Annotated in this window: 18 protein-coding genes and 1 pseudogene; 9 read left to right on the top strand and 10 right to left on the bottom strand. The window is 52.8% G+C overall.

Features of this window, described 5'->3' with window-relative positions; translation table 11 throughout:
- The 7 genes from ACR0AH_RS15760 to ACR0AH_RS15730 all read left to right on the top strand — a co-directional run.
- On the top strand, positions 1–751 hold a 751-nt coding region (locus ACR0AH_RS15760), incomplete at its 5' end, for an ABC transporter substrate-binding protein (RefSeq protein WP_480592678.1).
- Positions 752–801: 50 nt separating this feature from the next.
- A complete protein-coding gene (locus ACR0AH_RS15755) occupies positions 802–1530 on the top strand; it encodes an ABC transporter ATP-binding protein (protein ID WP_480592676.1) in 729 nt (242 codons plus the stop codon).
- Positions 1523–2230: a branched-chain amino acid ABC transporter ATP-binding protein gene (locus ACR0AH_RS15750; protein WP_170424709.1), complete on the top strand. Its 708-nt coding sequence runs from the start codon at positions 1523–1525 to the stop codon at positions 2228–2230. The genes ACR0AH_RS15755 and ACR0AH_RS15750 overlap by 8 nt, the downstream gene beginning before the upstream one ends.
- Position 2231: 1 nt before the next feature.
- Positions 2232–3095 (top strand): branched-chain amino acid ABC transporter permease, encoded by an 864-nt coding sequence (locus ACR0AH_RS15745; protein ID WP_480592674.1) that lies wholly within the window; start codon positions 2232–2234, stop codon positions 3093–3095.
- A complete protein-coding gene (locus ACR0AH_RS15740; RefSeq protein WP_170733661.1) occupies positions 3092–4120 on the top strand; it encodes a branched-chain amino acid ABC transporter permease in 1029 nt (342 codons plus the stop codon). Before ACR0AH_RS15745 ends, ACR0AH_RS15740 begins: the two co-directional genes overlap by 4 nt.
- A gap of 4 nt (positions 4121–4124) precedes the next feature.
- Complete coding sequence (gene kce / locus ACR0AH_RS15735; RefSeq protein ID WP_480592672.1) at positions 4125–5063, top strand: 3,5-dioxohexanoate:acetyl-CoA acetone transferase; 939 nt, start codon at positions 4125–4127, stop codon at positions 5061–5063.
- A 75-nt stretch (positions 5064–5138) separates the two neighbouring features.
- Positions 5139–6083, top strand: a complete 945-nt coding sequence (locus ACR0AH_RS15730) for a YHYH protein (RefSeq protein WP_480592670.1) — start codon at positions 5139–5141, stop codon at positions 6081–6083.
- A gap of 45 nt (positions 6084–6128) precedes the next feature.
- Here ACR0AH_RS15730 and ACR0AH_RS15725 read toward each other — a convergent pair.
- From ACR0AH_RS15725 to ACR0AH_RS15705, 5 genes and pseudogenes are all read right to left on the bottom strand, one after another.
- A pseudogene (locus ACR0AH_RS15725) lies at positions 6129–6233 on the bottom strand (nuclear transport factor 2 family protein); the annotation flags it as partial.
- A 508-nt stretch (positions 6234–6741) separates the two neighbouring features.
- Positions 6742–7752 carry a DUF2955 domain-containing protein gene (locus tag ACR0AH_RS15720; protein WP_480592668.1) on the bottom strand — a complete coding sequence of 337 codons (1011 nt, stop codon included), beginning with the start codon at positions 7750–7752 and terminating at the stop codon, positions 6742–6744.
- On the bottom strand, positions 7742–8806 hold the full coding sequence (locus ACR0AH_RS15715; RefSeq protein WP_480592666.1) for an HlyD family secretion protein: 1065 nt from the start codon (positions 8804–8806) through the stop codon (positions 7742–7744). The genes ACR0AH_RS15720 and ACR0AH_RS15715 overlap by 11 nt, the downstream gene beginning before the upstream one ends.
- Complete coding sequence (locus tag ACR0AH_RS15710; RefSeq protein ID WP_480592664.1) at positions 8803–9882, bottom strand: AI-2E family transporter; 1080 nt, start codon at positions 9880–9882, stop codon at positions 8803–8805. The genes ACR0AH_RS15715 and ACR0AH_RS15710 overlap by 4 nt, the downstream gene beginning before the upstream one ends.
- Positions 9883–10062: 180 nt before the next feature.
- Positions 10063–10332 carry a potassium channel family protein gene (locus ACR0AH_RS15705; RefSeq protein WP_480592662.1) on the bottom strand — a complete coding sequence of 90 codons (270 nt, stop codon included), beginning with the start codon at positions 10330–10332 and terminating at the stop codon, positions 10063–10065.
- 423 nt (positions 10333–10755) lie between these two features.
- Here ACR0AH_RS15705 and ACR0AH_RS15700 point away from each other — a divergent pair, with 423 nt between their 5' ends.
- Entirely contained in the window at positions 10756–13404 is a 2649-nt protein-coding gene (locus ACR0AH_RS15700; protein ID WP_480592660.1) for an AsmA family protein, read from the top strand.
- 217 nt (positions 13405–13621) lie between these two features.
- Here the strand turns inward: ACR0AH_RS15700 and ACR0AH_RS15695 are convergent, their stop codons facing one another.
- From ACR0AH_RS15695 to ACR0AH_RS15675, 5 genes are all read right to left on the bottom strand, one after another.
- On the bottom strand, positions 13622–13951 hold the full coding sequence (locus ACR0AH_RS15695; RefSeq protein WP_480592659.1) for a hypothetical protein: 330 nt from the start codon (positions 13949–13951) through the stop codon (positions 13622–13624).
- 722 nt (positions 13952–14673) lie between these two features.
- On the bottom strand, positions 14674–15162 hold the full coding sequence (locus tag ACR0AH_RS15690) for a nucleoside/nucleotide kinase family protein (protein ID WP_480439388.1): 489 nt from the start codon (positions 15160–15162) through the stop codon (positions 14674–14676).
- A gap of 179 nt (positions 15163–15341) precedes the next feature.
- The gene (locus ACR0AH_RS15685) at positions 15342–16124 is read right to left on the bottom strand and encodes an ATP-binding cassette domain-containing protein (protein ID WP_170402609.1); all 783 of its coding nucleotides are present in this window, start codon (positions 16122–16124) and stop codon (positions 15342–15344) included.
- Positions 16124–17194: an ABC transporter permease gene (locus ACR0AH_RS15680; RefSeq protein ID WP_480592658.1), complete on the bottom strand. Its 1071-nt coding sequence runs from the start codon at positions 17192–17194 to the stop codon at positions 16124–16126. Before ACR0AH_RS15680 ends, ACR0AH_RS15685 begins: the two co-directional genes overlap by 1 nt.
- Positions 17195–17311: 117 nt before the next feature.
- Positions 17312–18331, bottom strand: coding sequence for a sugar ABC transporter substrate-binding protein (locus ACR0AH_RS15675; protein WP_170392952.1), 1020 nt, complete (start codon positions 18329–18331; stop codon positions 17312–17314).
- Positions 18332–18517: 186 nt separating this feature from the next.
- On the opposite strand from ACR0AH_RS15675, the gene ACR0AH_RS15670 reads away from it, so the two are divergent.
- Positions 18518–19717: an ROK family transcriptional regulator gene (locus ACR0AH_RS15670; protein WP_170402926.1), complete on the top strand. Its 1200-nt coding sequence runs from the start codon at positions 18518–18520 to the stop codon at positions 19715–19717.
- Positions 19718–19753: the final 36 nt, after the last annotated feature.

Genomic DNA, 19753 nt, shown 5'->3' with positions numbered 1-19753 from the left:
ACAATCTCTTCGGGCTTCGGTCGCTTGTTTGCCATTCGTGGTCCTCCGTTCCCTAAACATAACGGTGGACCAGATCAGTTGGGGAGGCTCACCTAAACCGCTCGCCGCCGCCGGATACACGCTCATCGATTCCGGTCGCTATCAGCCTCTGTCCGACGACTTCTCAAACCAGATCGCTGCGTTCAATGCTGCTGGCTGCGAAATCGTCACTGGCAACATGATCCCCCCCGATTTCGCAACGTTCTGGAGCCAGGCCGCCCAGCAAGGCTTTAACCCGAAGGTCGTGACCATTGGCAAAGCACTGCTGTTCCCATCCGTTATTGAATCGCTCGGTGACCGCGGGGACGGGTTGTCGACCGAGGTCTGGTGGTCTCCACATCATCCGTTCTCGTCTTCTCTGACCGGTATTACGTCGAAAGACCTGGCTGAGGGTTACACGGCAGAGTCGGGCCGTCCATGGACTCAGCCGCTTGGCTTTAAACACGCTCTGTTCGAGGTCGTCGCGGATGTCATCAAAAGAGCGGATGATCTGGAAGACCCGTCTTCGATCATTTCGGCAATCACATCCACGAACCTGAACACGATTGTCGGGCCGGTGAACTGGGGTGATGGGCCTATGAACAACGTCACCAAAACACCTTTGGTTGGTGGTCAGTGGCAAAAATCCGGCGATGCGTACGAGTTGCAGATCGTTGCAAACAGCACCGCGCCCGAAGTGCCGGTGACAGCAGATATGAAACTGCTGGGCTGACCAGGAATTCGGCACCGATTTTGGTGCCGAACCCTCTATCCGAGAAAAACATGACGACAATCTTGAGACTCCAAGACCTGAGCAAGGCATTTGGCGCGGTCACTGTCGCCGATGCCATGAGCTATGAGGTCCAGCAAGGCGAAGCGCTTGGGGTCATAGGCCCTAATGGTGCCGGTAAAACCTCGATGTTCAATCTGATCACTGGGACGCTCAAATCGAATTCCGGGGCGATAGAATTCAGTGGGCATAATGTCACGAAATGGAGCGCGGCAAAGCGCAGCCATGCTGGTATTGCACGTTCGTTTCAGGTCCCGCAGGCGTTTTCGGGAATGACCGTTTTTGAGAACGCGATGATCGCCGCCACGCAGTCGGCGGGCATGCGTGGACATCAGGCAGAACGTTTTTGTCTGGAAGTTCTGGACCAGACAGAGCTGCTGCCCAAGGCAAACGTTCTTGCCGGTAGCTTGACATTGCTGGAACGGAAACGCCTGGAACTGACACGTGCTTTGTGTGCCAAGCCCAAACTGCTGTTGCTCGATGAGATTGCAGGTGGTTTGACCGAAGCCGAGTGCAAGTCACTGGTTCAGACCATCAAAGATATCCATGCCTCTGGCGTTACCATCATTTGGATCGAACATGTCGTTCATGCGCTGCTGGCCGTTGTTGACCGCCTGATCGTTATCGACTTTGGCAAGAAGATCGCCGAGGGAGAGCCGCAGGCAATCATGGAAAGCGCCGAAGTCAAAGAAATCTATCTGGGGATCGAAGCTGATGCCTGATCCGATCCTCCAGACACGCGGTTTGAATTCTTACTATGGTGATTTCCAAGCGCTTTATGAGGTCGATCTGGACGTCGGCGAGGGCGAGGTTCTGGCCATCATCGGTGCGAACGGTGCAGGCAAGACAACCCTGATGCGTTCCATCACCGGGTTGCTTGCGAACCAACCGGAGCAGATCCAATACAGGGGCAGGGACATCAGCTGCCTTCGCGCGGATGAAGTCGCCGAATTAGGTCTGGCGATGGTGCCCGAAGGTCGTCAGCTGTTTCCGTCTTTATCGGTCAAAGAAAACCTAATGATCGGTGCTCAGGTTGGGCGCAAAGGTCCCTGGGATCTGCAAGCTGTCTACGACCTGTTTCCGATCCTGGATGAGCGCAAAGATCAGGCCTCAACATCGCTTTCGGGTGGCCAGCAACAGATGGTTGCAATTGGGCGTGCGCTGATGGCCAACCCCGATCTGATCCTCTTCGACGAAATCAGCCTCGGACTGGCACCGATCATCATCAAAGACATCTACGAAGCGCTGCCCGGCATCATCGGCGAGGGCATGAGTGCAATCATCGTCGAACAGGACATAACCAAGGCACTGTCAGTTTCAAGCCGGGTCTATTGCCTGCAAGAGGGCCGCGTTTCGCTGGAAAGCGCGTCTGACACCGTTTCGCGCGAAGACATTTCGCGCGCGTATTTCGGGATCGAATAATATGGAATGGCTGAACGCTATCGTGCAGGGAACTTTGCTGGGTGGGCTATACGCGCTGTTTGCTGCAGGTCTGTCGTTGATCTTTGGAGTCATGCGGCTCGTCAATATCGCCCATGGCGATTTGATTGTTCTGGCCGCGTATCTGGGGCTGACTGTGACGACAGCCACAGGGATGCATCCGATGGCCGCATTGGTGGTCGTGGTGCCTGCTATGGGGCTGATCGGATACGCCCTTCAACGCGGCCTGCTGAACCAAACTCTGGGCGACGATATCCTTCCGCCCTTGCTTGTCACCTTCGGACTGAGCGTGATTATCCAGAACGGGTTGCTAGAGGTCTTCACTGCTGACCCACAGGACCTTGATGCAGGCGCATTGGAAACGGCGGGCGTCGCTGTTGGAGGGTTGACGCTTGGGCTTCTTCCGCTCCTGACCTTCGGGATCGCTGTCGTGGTGATCTGGGCGCTACAATGGACCTTCTATCACACCGCGCTTGGCCGAGCTTTTCGGGCTGTGTCCGACAATCAAGACATTGCACAGCTTATGGGCCTCAATCGACGGCATATCTTTGGACTGGCCATGGCGCTGGCGCTGGGCGTGACCGCAATTGCCGGTATCCTGCTTGGCATTCGGACCAGCTTTGATCCGTCCATCGGTGGCGGTCGCCTGATTTTTGGATTTGAGGCCGTTATCATCGGTGGGCTCGGCAATCTTTGGGGCACACTCATTGGTGGCGTCATCCTTGGTGTCGCGCAAACTATTGGGGCCAAGATCGATCCGGGTTGGCAACTGTTAGCCGGCCATATCGCCTTTCTTGTCATTCTCGCGGTGCGCCCAAACGGCCTTTTCCCGAGGGTATCCGGATGAAACTCCAAGAATATTCGGTTTCCCGTTCTTCGAAACCAGCCCGCGTTGCTGCGATCCTGGCCGCAATCAGCTTGCTTGTTTTAATTGCAGCCCCTTGGTGGGCAGGTCGCGCGGACATGCGCCTGATGGGTGAACTTTTCCTCTACCTATCCCTCGCCACCATTTGGAACCTCATGGCGGGTTACGCTGGTCTCGTGTCGGTCGGTCAGCAGGCCTATGTCGGCTTCGGTGGCTATATGCTGTTTGCACTGACGATGCTGGGCGGTTTGCATCCATTGGTTGCTATCGCAGCCGCAGGGGTCCTGGGAGCGTTGATCTCGATCCCGGTCGCCGTCCTGATCTTCAGGCTTCGGGGGGCATATTTTGCAATAGGCACCTGGGTCATCGCTGAAGTCTTCCGGCTGAGCTTCGCGCAAATCTCAGCGCTTGGCGGAGGGTCAGGATCTTCGCTGCCCGTTGCCATCGTGAAATCACTGGCGTCCGGGCGCGCGATGCGTGAGGCGCTGAGCTATTGGCTGGCGCTCGGGGCCGCCGTGCTGGTTGTAACCGCCGTGTATCTCTTCCTGCGTTCGCGCCAAGGTTTGGCGTTGACGGCAATTCGGGACAACGAACTGGCCGCCGGTAGCCTTGGCATCGATATCTGGCGAACGAAGTTCATAGTGTACGTCGTCACGTCGGCATTCACGGCGATGATCGGCGCGCTGATCTTCTTGCAAAAGCTGCGCATATCGCCGGATGCGGCGTTCAGCGTCAATGATTGGACTGCCTTCGTCATCTTCATCGTAGTGATCGGCGGCATCGGTACCATCGAAGGCCCGATCATCGGCACACTCGTCTTCTTTGCGCTGCGCGAAACGCTGGCCGACCTAGGAACAACTTACCTGATCGTTCTCGGCGTGGTCGCAATTGTCGTCATGCTCAAGGCGCCAAAAGGCATTTGGGGCGTGATCCGTAGCCGCTATGATCTGCAACTTTTCCCGCTGGGCTATCGCGTAAAGCACACCGGACAATCCAAGGAAAACTGAACCTATGGCCCGTCAGAAAAAGACCATCATTACATGTGCTGTAACAGGAGCGATCCACACACCAACCATGTCGGATGCGCTCCCGTACACTTACGACGACATCGCACGGCAGGCGATCGGGGCCGCCGAGGCCGGAGCGTCGATCCTACACCTCCATGCCCGCAACCCTGAGAACGGGTCGCCATCGGTCGATCCGGATGACTTCGCGCCATTCCTGCCTCGTATAAAACAGGCAACGGACGCTGTTGTGAACCTATCGACCGGTGGATCCCTGACATTGCCCATTCAGGACCGGATCAATCCGGCCAAGACTTTCAGCCCCGAGATGTGCTCGATGAATATGGGTTCGATGAACTTCTCGTTTCATCCGCTGGCTCACCGATATGGCGATGATGATTGGAAATTTGATTGGGAGAAAGACTATGTCGCGAACTCCGATCAGAACATCTTTCGCAATACGTTCCGGGACATTCGCGAGGCGGCGGAAACGCTTGCGCCGCACGACATCAAGTTCGAACATGAATGCTACGATGTGGGCCATTTGTATAACCTGAAATTCTGCATGGATATCGGGCTGTTTAAGGCACCCATTTTCATTCAGTTCATCTTTGGCATTCTCGGGGGCATTGGACCCGAAGTCGACAATCTGATCTTCATGAAACGTACTGCCGACCGGCTGTTCGGTGACGACTATCGGTGGTCGGTCTTGGGAGCAGGTGGAGCACAGATGTCCCTTGCCACGACGGCAAGCCAGATGGGTGGTAACCTTCGGGTCGGTCTTGAAGACAGCCTATTTATCTCTCGTGGAAAACTGGCCGAATGCAACGCTCAGCAAGTCGTTAAAATCCGACGTATTGTAGAAGATCTGGGCAGTCAGGTCGCGACCCCTGATGAAGCAAGGGAAATTCTGGACTTGAAAGGCGGAGACCGCGTCGCTTTCTGAAGGTAGGATGACCAATGACTACTTTCTTCGACCAACATTTTTTTGGAGTTTACGAAAGCCCAAGGAGTTTGAGCCATGCGATTGAAAGTTCTGACATTCAGTGCGCTTCTGACAGGATTTACGGCGGTTCAGGCTCATGCGCAAAACGCAGCTCGGGACATTACCAATCTCTTGCTCAGTAACCGATCAGCAGATTGCGCGGACTATGCTGGCGTGTATTCCGCTTCAGTGGAAGACGTCACCCGCCAGCAACATTTTAACTCCGAACTCGAAATCTCGGCAGATAGTCAGCAGTGTACTCTTAAGACCAATGGCATTCCTAACCATGATTTCAACGGGCCTACAGCCAACTTCGCCAACGATGTAAAGGAATTGTCAGGCACTTTTCGGGTTCCCAGAAATCCAGAAAAAGCCCCCAAACAAACTGCACTGTCGCAACGGAGTTATGATGCCATTTTGTTGAATGGCGTGCCGGTCGATTTGCTCTCGGCCGGGTGTTATCGCCCAAGCGGGCCGCGAGCAGACAAGAATGGCAACGTTTTGGCGGGGTGTCGAGACACGGATCCTTGGCTGCTCGATCCCCCGTCCTACGATCAGAATTTTGGTGTGGATCTTCACAATGCCCACGCCCAGCCCGACGGAAGGTATCATTACCATTCCAATCCAAATGCTCTGTTTTTGGATCACGACCTTGATAAGCCGTCACCAGTTATTGGCTTCGCAGCTGACGGCTTTCCGATCTACGGGACGATATTCAAAGACAGCGATGGCAAAATTAGACCGGCGATCTCTGGCTATGAACTTAAAACCACGCCGAGACCTGCTCCGCCTAAAGGGCCGGGTGGCACTCCGGACGGGACATACATCGACGACTACGAGTTCACCGGGGCTGGCGATCTGGATGAGTGCAATGGCATGACTGTGGATGGTGAGTATGGTTACTATGTCACTACAAGCTATCCATGGGTGCTGAACTGTTTGGTCGGACAACCTGACCAGTCATTTGACAAAAGACGGTGAGTTGTCTTGGCTCTTCCAATCACCGAAAGTCTATTAGAGTCAAGTTTACAAGCTCTCAAAAACTTTGATGGCGCCATCTGATTTGTCTGTGTGGTGATGGGCAATCGTCCAACTGCCCCCAATACGGCGAAATACGTTTGTGGCTCTGTGTGCGACTTCGACCCGTTTGCTTCAAGGGAGGAAAGTCCCTTTTTCTAACCCAATTTCGTAAACAAAGTCACCAAATGTGAAGATGATGCGTTCCTTCATTTCAACCATCCCACATTCAAAAAATTCTGCGGCATTCTTCTATGCAATCCAAATAGCATCCAAGCCCACTTCGCTCCCACCATTGGGGCGCATCGCTGTAACGCCATGGCTAAGTAACCATACGCTGATCATTGGTCTCGGATTCTTGTTGAACACGCTATTCAGCGCCGAACAAATTTCTTCAGACGCAGCAAGAATTTCGTCGTTTTATGCCATGAACCTTCTCAGAAACTCAATTTGGGGTTATGGCAACAGGCTGTATCGACCGGCTTCGTACGAATCAGACTAAGCTGGGCAGTCAAAGCTGGATATCGGACCATATACGGGGCTGCAATTCGAGCGATGGTTGCAAAAATCGGTCAAACTGGAACTCTGCTGGTTTCAGCGCCAAGCTTTGTCGCAACTAACGTCATTGACTCGCCTGGCGCTCTTTTTCTGGCCAGAATTCATCCACCACGACATATGCGATGATTACAAAAAAAGCGGCGCTGGCGACTTGCAATACGCGAGTGATGCTCTTGACGTCAGCCTCGTCTGAAAACGGCGCAACCGAACCGCCATATACAATCAGAGCTGTTGTAATAGCGGAACCGGCGGCGGCGGCGAGCGGGACTTTTGACTTTCCAAGTGCTCCGAGTGTTAGGCAAAAGAAAAAACACAGCAGAATGGGGGTTAGAATAACCGGAGCTATTACGTTTATTTCATAGCATATGATGGAGACTGCCGCCCCAAGTAGATTTGCCTTCAGCATTGCTTTTGCAACTGCTTTGCCTGCAGCAGGCATTGCCGCAAGTTGCTGGCTCAGCAGGGCGACAAAAAACAGAACCAACAAAGCAGAAGCGCCGGAAATAAAGAACGCCATAGCAAAGGGCACTGTGACCAGAGACATCCTGACTATTCGGCGATGTGAGTCGAAGTCCGGCGATGTTGCCGCTTTCTTTTTAGGTGCCGTTTGAGGTGCAGCGGGTATCAACACGAACATCAGCGTCGATACGAAGCCAGCAAACAGCAGGTTCAACGGGATCCAATACACGAGCACCAGAGCCAGATCCTGTGATTGCAGCACCAAATTCGGAATCATCAACGCCCCCATGAGAGCAATGACACCCGGCAATACTCCGGCACCGGAAACTGACCAAATGAAAGACAGGATTATTCCAATGGCCACCAGAATTAGAAACACAAGAGGATAAGGTGAGAAGATTGACGACAAAAGGAATGAAATGAACATCAATCCAATCGAGAAGACAAACAGCTTACCAAATGCTGCCATAGGTAGTGCCGCAGGTGCTTGAAGGAAAAGGGCAGTGAACACCGCCCCAACAACGGCAAGGGGCCACCCAAGAAATAGGCCCAATGCAAAGACACCCGTAACACCCAGTGCAAGCCGGGTGACAGAGCTTTGATCCTCAGTACGCATAGGAGAAGATTGAAACCACGCGGATGTAGGCGCGGCCTACGAGGTTCAGCAACGAGTTGTCGCTTAGATACATGATCACATCGGCCTGCCCGTTCAGTTGAAAGCGAAGATCGTCTTCGGCACTTCCAGCTTCATAGCCGGGTAAAACAATCCTGACCGGAAACCTTTCAGGCTCCCGCAAAAATCCCTTGGTGCTTGGCGGGCTCGCCAATTGCCCCGGCTCATCACCGCCACTCAAAGAAACAGCAGCACTAAAGCTCTCAATGACGCCCGGAACAATCTTACCTGGATGCATATCCAACACCACATCAACCGGAGACCCTATTGAAGCTCTTCCCAGATTGTTCTCGGTAAAATACGCCTCTATCCAGACGTCGGTTGCATCCAGAAACGTCAAAAGATCCTGACCGGATCGCGCATACGTTCCGGGGGCAATCAGCAGATTAGAAATGACACCTGTCGCCGGAGCACGCAATTCGGTCCATTCAAGGTTCAATTCCGCATCCGCCAAGGCCGCCAGTGCGCGCTGGATTTTCGGGTTTTCAATCCCATCGTCACCAAGCCTTTGCTTCGCTTTTTCCAAATCAGCTTTTGCGTTCTCAAAGTTTGCCTCAGATTCTGCCAGTTGTCCTCGTGCATCATCGGCCTTTGAGACGGCAATCAACCCTTTCTTTTCAAGCGCAAATACACGTTCCGTCTGAATGCGCATCGTATCCAGATCGCTCTGCGCCCTTGCGAGTTTGGCTTGTGCCGCACTTACCTCTGCCGAAGACGCACCCACCTCTTGGGTCGCCGCTTCAAGATCAGCTTCCGCCTTTGAACGCTCGATTTCGTAGGGTCTGGAATCTATTCGAACCAGAACATCACCTGCCGAAACGACTTGGCCGTTTTCTACCAAAACTTCCGTTACCGTTCCGGTCACCTGAGGCGCGATTTGGGTGGCCACCGCTTTTACTCTGGCGTTCCCGGTAAATGGCGTTTTTCGATCAGCGACCAGATACCAGACAAGAAAAATCAGAATGACAGCCAGGGTTGTCCATATCGTTTTCCTCATTTCGCCGCACCTTCAACAGTGCCCTCGGCTTCAGGTGAGGTATCAATCCAAACCTTGAACAGCTCATAGAAGACAGCAAAGAGAACCGGCCCCATAAAAACGCCGATCAAACCATACGCCATCATACCTCCGAGAACACCGATGAGGATGACCAACATGGGAGTCTCAAGGCCTTTTGAGATGAACACGGGTCTTAGGAAACTGTCCATTATCATGACTGGAACGGCCAGTATGGTGAAGATCAAAGCAGTTCCGCCAGACATGGAGCTCCATGCGTAGATAATTACCGGTATAAGAACCAATCCGGGCCCGATTTGGATAATTGAGAGTATGAGGCAGACAAATGCCAGTGTGGCGGCCGAAGAAATCCCAAACAAAGCCAGCAGTATCCAAACGAAAACAGCCTGAATGGCTGCTACGCCAATCACGCCTTTTGTAACGTTCCGGATCGTTGCGCCTGCCAGTGTCACGAATTCACCGCCGCGTGGTGCAAAGACACGGTTGGCAAAGCGCTGAAGACCCTGGACCAAATTTGGCCCCGGGCTGAACAATGCCCCCATAATCAATACGGACAGAGCTAAGCCAAGAAGCCCGATACCAATGCCCAACACCTTTCCGAAGAGCGATTTGGTGATCTCAAGGATTTGCGCGCCGTATTTTGCAAGCGCGCCGTCAAGATTGCGCTCAAACATTCCCCAGACATCGGTGATTTTATTTCCAACCAACGGCAATTCCTTGAGGCCCTCGGGCGCAGGGGGGATTTTCAATTCACCCTTGTCTGCTTGTTCCGCGAATTCAGACCCTAGTTCTGCAGCACCAGACACCGCAGTTGCGACTGGCCCCAGGGTCAGAACAAGGCCCAACAGAACGATAATTGTTGTGGCAAGCTTCTTACGTCCTCCCAGCTTGGATTGCAGCCAATCAAATGCCGGGTAGAGCGCGACGCAGAGTATCGTTGCCCAGATAACCACACTTGCAAGCGGAGCCACCATGACCAGGGCGCTGTAAAGGAACAATCCGAGAAAGAGCAATCGTATCGCGAGGTCGACAATCTTCGCGTCCTGGGTCTTTTCCATTCCATCCCTCCACTATCTGTTTTCCAAACAATACACTCAAAAAACGTAATATGTATATTTTTTGAGTTTTCGGCGATCATCTATCAGTTTGAAGGTACGAGTGAATCCGAGGCACGGTTTAAGACGCGCGGTCGCACTGATACCTGCGCATGAACTCAAATTGCCTCAATTGGGGATAATCTATTTGTCCTTTTTTTCGTCGTCTTGGGACAAGATTGTATCTGCCACTGTGGTCGCCGCAGTCACGAAAACACCCAAGCCTACAATGATATATACCATTGTGAAGATTTTCCCCGCCGCAGTTTCAGGTGAGAAGTCACCGAACCCTACGGTCGAAATTGTCACTACGGAAAAGTAGATCGAGTCTAGCCAACTCCAACCTTCGACGAAGTGGTAGAAGACTGAGGCCCATAAAATCATTCCGACTGTGAAGGCAAGAAGGCCTTTCACTCTACCGTCCTTGAAAGCGACGCCTATCCCACGTGTTATTCTAGTTAGCGAATTCATTGTGTCCCCGTCGTTTGAAGAATTCACATATAACAGTAATTAGATGGATGTGGGAAATCGAAGCATTTTAACCGCGTCTAGTTTAATTGGGGCGTCCAGGCGCAGTCGTCAAAGCTAATGCAATGTGCTCGTTTATGAAACGTTAAACGCGTTTCAAGCCAGCTATTTTGAAACTGGATCAGCAGCACATCCTAAATTTAGTCCTTTGACCGTTTCTTGGCCGCCCGACCAATTCCGCAAGAGAAGTCGGCTAAATGGTCAAGGTCATTTAGGGTTCAGCAAAATAAGAAGCCACATATTCCATTAACATGATGCTTTAATGGTCTAGTCTGCCCAAGAAAGGAATCAGAACCTTAGGAGAAAAGCGTGCGGTTCATCACAAGAGGTGTAATGGTTTGTTGCGCTGTCGCGTTCGTCGCGGTTGTTGTGGCATGGCTTTTCCTGTCCTCTGCGTTGTTTTCTTCTGTCAGAACCACTTTTGTTGAAAACCTGATCTCGAAGAAACTTGGTCAGGACGTGTTAATAGAAGATGAAGTGCGTCTAGGCCTTGGTCGGCAACTGCAGGTATCCGCAGCGGGATTGGTACTACGCGGCGCGATCAAGACCGAAGCGAACCTGGCAGCAATCGACAAACTTGAGTTCAAAATTTCCGCCCGCGACCTTTGGAACAGCAAATTGTCGCTGAGTGAGCTTTCTCTCTCGGGTGTTCACCTCAACTTGATCACGGACAAAGACGGTGTCGGAAACTGGCAGCCCACTTCCCAAACGGGCGCTAAAGCCGGGGATCCGGCCAAACCTGCAAACCTGTCTGTTGCTGGAATCCTAACGGACCACAAAATTGACCTGACCGATGTCACCGTTCTTTACCAGAACGATCTAAACGGGCTTGGTCTGGATCTGCAGCTTCTTGAGCTGAATCTAAAGCGTGATACGGAAACCGACGTTGTGACCGCGGTTGGGGCTGGTTCACTAAATGGAGAGAAGTTTGATCTGAACGCGAGCATTCCCGCGGACGACCCGTTTCAGGTCGCTGTGAATTTCGAACAGATTGCGATTGCCGCCGAAGAAGTCCCTCAAGAGAACGGGCTACAAGTGAATACCACCATAGAGGTTGCCGAACTTGGTCAGCTTCTTGATATCCTGAAACTCAATCGCGTTTTGGAGGGTTCAGGAAGCATTGGTGCAACATTCAAATCAGTCGACGGCGTAGCCCGGATTGATGACCTGGCTGTATTGACTGAATTGGATGGTGGGCAAAGCCTTTCACTGACGGGACAAATCGGAGAGTTGGGAAACCCAGAAGACGTATCCCTGACAACCCGCATTCGGTTGTACCCTGAAGATGCTGAACCCGCCCCAGCCGCGTCGCGGTATGATCTAAAACTAATAGCAGTTGACATGGTTATCGATAGCGTACCCGGGCAGGTCCCGCAGCGGCAAATGGTCATTGAAACCAACGGGTTCACATTGGATACCTCTGGTGAAGGGCCGCCCCCGATTAAGTTTTCCGAGCTTTCCAGAACACCCGAAGGCGCCTTGAGTGTTGGAAACATCAATTTGAGAATTGGGAACCCTGCTGATCCATTTATCATTTTGGACGGTTCGGTCGAAGACGCGTTGCAATTACAAGGCATATCGGCCGACGGGTTAATGGATATACCCGCAAGCAGCTTGATCTCATCAGAGCTTCTGGGACCGGATGATCAACTTGGTCGATTTTCTGGTAACTTTCATTTGAACGGCGACATCAATCAGCTTTCGCTGACAAATTTGGATGGCCAGACAAGCAAAACGGAACTTTGGAACCTTGGGGTGCATGGCTCTGTAAAAAATGTGCTCAAATTCGAGAACCTGGATTTGGCAATTCAAGTAGAAGTCCCCTCCGGAGCGGACCTGTTAGAAGCCCTATCGCTTGAACGGGTGGAAACTGGACAGGCTATCTTTGAAATTGGCCTTGCCAGCGAAGGAACCGATTGGGATGCGAATGCCAAAGTCAAGGTTGCCGACTCTGTCCTGCAAATTATGGCCGATCTTGATGATGCAACGAGTGATCCTGTACTACAGGGTTCCATAGAGAGTGACTTGATAAAGATAGATCAGATCCGAACCATCGTTCAGGCCGCTGCACAATTGAGGAAAATAGGCGGTCCAGAGCCCGACGAGGAAGACGTCATTGAGGAATCCGGCGACACTAGTCCTCTAAGAGACGTAACACTTAAACCTATTGGGCGTTCAATTCTCTTGTCCGGTATGGATATGGATGTCGACGTTGACCTTCGGCACATAGAGGGTGCCAAAGGCATCAGCAGTTTGCAGAGTGAACTGACGCTCAACGAAAATGAACTCAAGGCCGGACCTTTGAATTTTGAATACGGAGGTGCTCATTTCGATGTCAGCGGACAAATGGATCTATCGAACGACGCGCATCTGCTCACGCTGACCGGCACAGCAGGCGGCTGGCAGCTGGATGAAATTCTTCACAACCTGAACTTCAAAAAGGGCGCAAGCGGTACCATCTATGCAGATTTTTCGGTGACCGGCGGAACCGATTCACCTAAGCATTTTGCCAACAGCATGAACGGCAATGCCACGGTCTCAATGCGTGACGGCTCGATCGAGACCCAGCTTTTGGATCTGGCAGGGCTAGGGATACTACCTTGGGTGTTTACCAAAGAGAAACAAAAGGTTGCTCCGATCATATGTTTGCGTGCACCGATTAGTATTTCCAATGGAAGTATTTCGACGAAACAAACCACATTGGAAACAGATCATGTCCAAGTCGTCGTCTTTGGCGGTGTTAATGTGGCGGGGAAGGTTTTGGACCTAAATCTGCAGCCCCGCAAGATTGGCGAACCGCTTTCAAAGAGCCCCTGGCCCGTGACCTTGAAGGGCCCACTAGCAAAGCCGAAGATCAAGGTAAAAGACGGTCCCAAGCGACTGAAACGATCGGATGGTGCGGACAAAATGCCGGCAAAAAGAAAACTCTGCGTTCCGGATATTTTACAACTGCAGTAGTGGCGAAGGCAGTCGACAAAAGAACACAAATAAAGTTCAAAAAGAATGACATCGCTTTCAGGATGCGATCTTTGCTTTGGGTTTTCTCTCGATGTATTCCACACTTTAGTTGAATGGAAACTCTCTTAGAGTTCAGCCGACATGATGTAAGGACTGTGAGACGCAAATGGAAAAACGTGTGCACTATTGAAATGGCAGCTAAAGTAAAATCAATAGCTTAGTTAAGCGTGAGCGACACATAGCTCTGCCACCAGCGACATAAACTTGCCATTTTCGCCTCACTTCCATCATCCATCACCTCGCCCGATTTCATCGATCCTGAGTTCCTTATGGGAAAATCTGGGCTAATTTGCAGTTCAGTCGCCGAGGGCGCCTGATCCTGCTGATCTACCACGTGGCGAACGCGGATGCGGGCGAGGCAAACCGACGCCACCCCAACATCCGCTTCTGTACCACGCTTAAGGATCGGGAGATCCATGGCTGTTTGCTTCAAGTGGGTAAGAAACAAAGCGAGAATAACGCTACCGCTACTTTCTATCATTTTCATTTAGAATAAATTTTAGAAATCTCCCCAACACAATTGGGAGGTCAATTAACAGGATGGAACGGATGCAAGAAGCATAGTTTCTCATGCTTCGAATTGGAGGTTGCTCAAGAAATGGTTCGCAAAGCCCTTTGCGAAGCTTTCGATGGGCACCCCTGTCGCGATGAAATTTGGCGACTAGCAGCTTACGTTAGGCTCTAACCAGTTGCGCTCCGCGGGCATCCCAATCGTTTATCTGAGCTCTGAGCGGGCCCTCGCCAGCACCAACAGTTTTGCTCGTGCAGCAGGTTCCGAACCGCGCGTTGCTGCCATTGGTGATGATAGGTGCCGCACTCGAAACGAAGGTCTGCTTGGTGGCCACAACAGACCTGGTGATTAAGGCATTGGGTGGTCAAGTGCAAATACCATCGCATCGGCAAATGTTCCATCTGTACTGCCGTCATCCACAATGACGAATTCAAAACCCCGAATCAGAGCCCAGGCGTAGGTATCAATTCGTTTTATCATGCGCCGGGATTACGACCGTGCGCTCCGGCCTGCTTTCCAACAGCAGGTGGTGACGCCGTCAATCAGCCCCAAGTCTAACAGATCTTTGATGTTGCTTACTTCTGCAGTATCCACGAAAAACTTCATGGTTTTCCTCATCGTGTGTGAGCTAATATTGGTTGCACGTGAATTCGCTTAGAGGCGCTGCATCGACGGATGGCGGGGTCCAGGGCGTAAATTCAGAACGCGTGGCGCGTCCCGAATTCGGTGCAGTTCTGGTTTAATCTTAGGTCGGCATTTCGACTAGTGCTGATGACGAGTTCTGCATTTGGCAGATCGTTCGCTTTTGCACGTTTCAATGCCGTGACCGGGTCAAAGCCATGGCTGATCCAGCGGTGTTGCAGCCTGTTTTCAAGCTCTTCCAAAGTTGGGCTGATAAAAACCGTCGCGGCATAAACATCCGTCAGGTTTCTCCATGGGTCGCTGTCCATCAGAAGATAGTTACCCTCAACGACGACGACCGGAGTTGCCGGGTGAACCGCAATGGCGTTGGCAATAGCTAGGTCCATTGTGCGATCGAATTTGGGATGAAAGCACTCGTGGCGCGTAACTTGAAGCTCTCTGATTGCAGCGCAAAACCCGACCCCGTCGAAAGTCTCTGGCGCGCCTTTTCTCGCCAGCAATCCACGCGTTTCCAGCACGCGGTTGTCCAAATGGTAACCATCCATTGGTACAAGTGTGGCTGACGGAACCGCCGAGCTCTGTTGTGTGTTCAGCGATTGCACAACGGCTTCCGCTAAGGTCGACTTTCCGGATGCGGGGGGGCCGGCGATTGCGATAATCGTCCGGACTCCAACTTGCCGCCGGGAGGAGATCAGGTCGCAAACGCGCTGTACGTCCTGCTCGATCACGCTGCGTCCTCTTTTGGGGGTTCTTTGGCACCGGTCATGAAGGCGACTGCATCGGACATCGTGTAATCCTTGGGATCAATTGTGCAGAGCCTTTTACCCAACCGATGCACATGAATGCGGTCGGCAACCTCAAAAACATGAGGCATGTTGTGGCTGATCAGGATGATCGGAATGCCACGCGCACGCACGTCCTGGATCAGTTCAAGCACCTTGCGGCTTTCCTTGACGCCCAAAGCAGCCGTCGGTTCGTCCATGATGATAAACTTGGTTGCAAAGGCAGCGGCACGAGCAACGGCAACACCTTGGCGTTGGCCACCAGAGAGAGTCTCAACCGCCTGATTGATCGACTGTACAGTCATCAGCCCAAGCTCGGTCAGTTTTTCACGGGCAAACTTCTCCATCGCTGGACGGTCAAGCTTACGCATGTATTTACCCATGAACCCCTGCTTGCGGATTTCGCGCCCCATGAACATGTTGTCCGCAATCGAAAGGGCAGGAGACATGGCGAGCTGCTGATAGACAATCTCAATCCCCATATTCCGCGCATCGATCGGAGAGGTGAAGTTAACCTTTTTGCCCTCGATCAGAATCTCGCCTTCATCCGGGATTGTGGCGCCGCAGATCGCCTTCACGATGGATGATTTGCCCGCGCCGTTATCTCCGATCACTGCCAGGATTTCCCCCTGGCGCAGTTCAAAGTCGGAATGGTCGATGGCGGTAACGTGGCCATAGCGCTTTACGATCCCGCGGCCTTGGACGACTGGAGTTGAGTCTGACATTAGCCCGATACCTTTCTAATCCACTGGTCGACGGCAACCGCAGCGATAATGAGAAGTCCGATAAGTAAGAAGGTCCATTGTGCGTCTGCGCCCAGAAGCCTAAGCCCCAGAGTGAACACGCCAACAATCAGCGCGCCAAACAGCGATCCCAGGATGGATCCCCGCCCGCCAAACAAAGAGATGCCCCCGATCACAACCGCGGTGATGCTTTCGATATTGGCTAATTGACCGGATGTAGGTGAAACCGACCCGATGCGCCCGATCAAGGCCCAGCCCGCAAAGGCACAGATCAAACCGGATAACATATAAACTGACATCAGCGTTCTGTGCACGTTCACACCGGATAGTTCAGCCGCCTCAGGGTCATCCCCCACTGCATAGACATGCCGGCCCCAGGCCGTGTGTTTGAGCGCGTAAGCCAACACAAAAATCAGTACGAGCATGAATATCACGCCGACCGTAAAGGTCGCGCCACCGATGCTGAATTTGGTGCCAAAGAATTGCAGGAACGGGGCGTTGGCCTCGATATCCTGGCTGCGAATTGTTTCGTTTGCGGAATACAGGAAGTTTGTCGCCAGAACGATCTGCCACATGCCGAGCGTGACAATAAAGGGCGGTAGCTTTACTCGACTGACCAGCCAGCCGTTGAGAGCCCCGATCAGCGTTCCCATTGCCAGCCCGCACATCACTGCTATGGGCACGGGGATACCGTAGCGGAAGGTGAACTGACCCATGATCACGGATGAAAACACCATGATCGCACCGACGCTTAAGTCGATGCCGGCGGTTAGAATGACAAGGCTTTGCGCTGCGGCCACGATGCCCACAATCTGAACCTGCTGTAGGATCAGCGTCATCGCAAAGGGGGAGAAGAACTTGGAACCCAGCAGCAAGCCGAAAATTACGATCGCGCCAACCAGAACGATCAGTGGCACAAAGGATGGATTGACGTGGAGAAGATGCTGCAACTTCCCCAGAACACCACGCCGGTGATCTTCAAACTCCGCAACGGTTTCTGACGCGTTGGCGGCAGCTTCGAATTCCTGGGTGTTTTGGTTTGCTTCAGACATATCTCCCCCTTTTCGTGGCTGGCATCGCGTCCACGAATTTAGTTTACAGGAAGTTTCGGTTTGCTGGTGAAAGGATTGATGAGGCGCTGCGGCGCGCCTCACCTAATAGGGCTATCTTTAGCCCCAGCAGAGATCCAGGCCTTCTGCGACCGACAGAGACTCGACCCCATCAACCGGCTGGTCGGTGATGAGCGCGACGCCCGTGTCATAGAAGTCTTTGCCGGGTGTGTTTTCGGGCTTCACGCCCTCTTCGGCCCATTTTTTCACGGCCTCGACACCAAGCGAGGCCATCAACAGCGGGTACTGCTGGCTTGTCGCTCCGATCACACCGGCTTCGACGTTTTGGACACCGGGGCACCCGCCGTCGACCGAAACAATTAGTACGTCGTTTTCACGCCCGATGGATTTCAGTGCCTCATATGCGCCAGCAGCGGCCGGTTCATTGATCGTGTGAACAACGTTGATTGATGAATCCTTGGCTAGAAGGTTTTCCATGGCGCGGCGGCCGCCTTCTTCGTTGCCGTCGGTCACGTCACTGCCAACCAGACGCGCATCAGTTTCGTCACCGATGACATTCGGGTCCGCCAGGTCCACGCCGAACCCGTCGAGGAAACCCTGATTGCGCAGAACGTCTACTGTCGGCTGACTGACGTTCAGATCCAGCGTCGCGATCTTGGCATCGGCTGCGGCGTCGCCCATTTTGGCCTTGGCCCATTGACCGATCAGAAGGCCGGCCTTGTAGTTGTCCGTCGCGAATGTCGCATCCGCCGAGTCAATCGGGCTCAGCGGCGTATCCAGCGCAATGACCAGAACGCCTGCATCTCGCGCCTGTTTAACCGCAGGAACGATCGAGCTGGTGTCGGATGCCGTCAGCAGAATGCCTTTTGCGCCATCGAGAATACATGTCTCGATAGCCTGAACCTGAGTTTCATGGTCGCCATCGACCTTGCCGGCAAACGCCTTGAGCGTCATGCCCAGCTCTTCTGCCTTGGCGGTTGCGCCTTCCTTCATCTTAACGAAAAAGGGGTTGGTGTCGGTCTTGGTAATCAGGCAGACGGTTTCACCAGCCGCTTGCGCGGATGCAGCGGCCAAAGTCAACGCAGTCGCGGATGCGGCGAGCTTGAGTAGATTTCTCATGTTGTCCTCCCAGAAAATTGTTGTGGCCCCGCGCGGAATAGCGACAAGGCGGGCCTCCATCCTCCAATGAAGGTCCCGTTCAAGAAACCGTGATTCTAGCCTCTGTGTCAATAAATAAATAAAGTTTATTTATTAATTTGCCCACGTATCTTTTCATAAGAAAACAAGGTGTTTATGTTTAAGGTTATGGAAAGAGAGGCGTTGAAAATACTAACCGGCGGGGTAAGCCAAAGCGGTGTTCGTGATCATAACGAACGCCTCATTCTGACGGTTTTACAACGGCATGGACCTGCTGCCGGGGCGGACGTCGCGCGGCTGACGGGCCTGTCACCCCAGACCGTGTCGATCATTCTGCGTAAGCTCGAAAAGGACGAGATTCTCAAACGTGGGACGCCGTTGAAGGGCAAAGTTGGGAAACCTTCGATCCCCATGGAGCTCAATCCCGAAGGCATTCTGTCGGTGGGAATGAAGATCGGTCGCCGCAGCGCCGATCTTCTTTTGATCGACTTCACCGGTAAGCCACGCCAACAGCTCTCGACGACTTATGACTACCCGCTACCCGAAGCAGTGTTCGGGTTTCTGGAGGTAGGATTGGAAGAGCTTCTGGCCAATGAACCCCAGAAACTTCGGGACCGTGTATGCGGGATTGGAATCGGAACACCGTTCGAGCTGTGGAAGTGGCACGACCTTTCTGGGCTTGCGGCTCAGAAATTCAGGTCCTGGAGAAACGTGAACTTCTTTTCCGAGGTGGCCAAGTTCAGCGAACTGCCGGTCTTTGTGGTCAATGATGCTACTGCCGCGTGTCACGCGGAGCACCTCTATGGCCGCGGGGCTGAGTATCGAGACTATTTTTATTTCTTCATAGGCTCAATGATTGGCGGAGGCGTTGCATTGAATGGCACCGTATTTGAGGGCAACCAAGGCAATGCCGGTGCCTTGGGTGCCATGCGAACGACGGGTCCTTTGGGTGAAAGCCAGCAACTGATTGACACTGCATCGCTGTTCCTGCTCGAGGACAGGTTGATAGAAGCGGGTGTTGATCCGGGAATTTTGTGGAAAAAGCCGCAGGACTGGAGCAGCATTTCTCGCTATGTCGAACCATGGATCGGTACCACCGCGCAGGAACTGGCCAAAGCTGCGCTGTCTATTTGCGCGGTCATCGACTTTGAGGCAATTTTTATCGACGGCGCATTCCCATCTGAAATACGGGAGGAGTTGGTCTCACGAGTTCGTCGTTACCTAGTCAACCAAGATAAACGCGGTTTGATTCCTCCGGTTGTAGAAGCTGCGGCTGTCGGAGAAAACGCCCGCGGGATTGGGGCGGCAAGCAGCCCGATTTTCCGCCAGTTTCTATTGAACACTAATGCTGGGCTTTCTGGGATGTAGTCGAAACTCATAGGGGTTAAATTTCCTAAGTAGAAA

It is taken from the genome of Ruegeria sp. AM5 (assembly GCF_056540645.1).
Note: the sequence above shows the minus strand (reverse complement) of the source record. Positions and strands in the feature narration are given on the sequence as shown.